The 530-nt window shown below is 37.5% G+C and carries 2 protein-coding genes; both read right to left on the bottom strand.

The features are described from left to right. On the bottom strand, positions 1-210 hold a 210-nt coding region (locus IE294_RS50590; protein WP_228731089.1), incomplete at its 3' end, for a succinate dehydrogenase/fumarate reductase transmembrane subunit. After that, a partial coding sequence (locus IE294_RS50585; protein WP_189895447.1) for a cytochrome c oxidase subunit 3 occupies positions 207-530 on the bottom strand: 324 nt, incomplete at its 5' end. The genes IE294_RS50585 and IE294_RS50590, both read right to left, overlap by 4 nt.

The following is a 530-nucleotide window of genomic DNA, read 5'->3' as shown; positions in this document are numbered from 1 at the left end:
GGTCATTTCTTGGTGAACATAATCTGCCATAATCTCTTCGATCCCTTCATTTATGTGCCAGAATAAAAAGAGATTTAGTAGGAAAGTGGAAGATACTTTTTTGTATATGATAATCAAAGGGAGTAGGAAAGCAGCAGTAATTCTTTGGAAAAGCCCGATTCTCTTTGTCTTCGAGCTTTCATTTTTTAATCCACCGTTTCGTTCCTTCATATACCTCCCCACCAATAGATAGAGACAAATAGGAATAACCAAACCACGTCTACAAAATGCCAGTACCATGCAGCTGCTTCAAAGCCAACGTGATGCTCTTTAGTCAGATGACCAAGATATTGGCGAATACCACATATGATCAAGAAAAGAGTACCTATAATCACATGAAAACCATGAAAGCCAGTTGCTAAGAAAAAGGTAGAACCATAAATACTATCCGAAATAGTGAAAGGTGCTTGATAATATTCCATTCCTTGAAATCCAGTGAATACTAGAGCCAGAAAAACGGTAGCTACTAAAGCATAAACTGCTCGTTTTTC

Source organism: Streptomyces canarius, assembly GCF_014650735.1.
GTDB classification, from domain to species: domain Bacteria; phylum Actinomycetota; class Actinomycetes; order Streptomycetales; family Streptomycetaceae; genus Streptomyces; species Streptomyces olivaceoviridis.
Note: the sequence above shows the minus strand (reverse complement) of the source record. Positions and strands in the feature narration are given on the sequence as shown.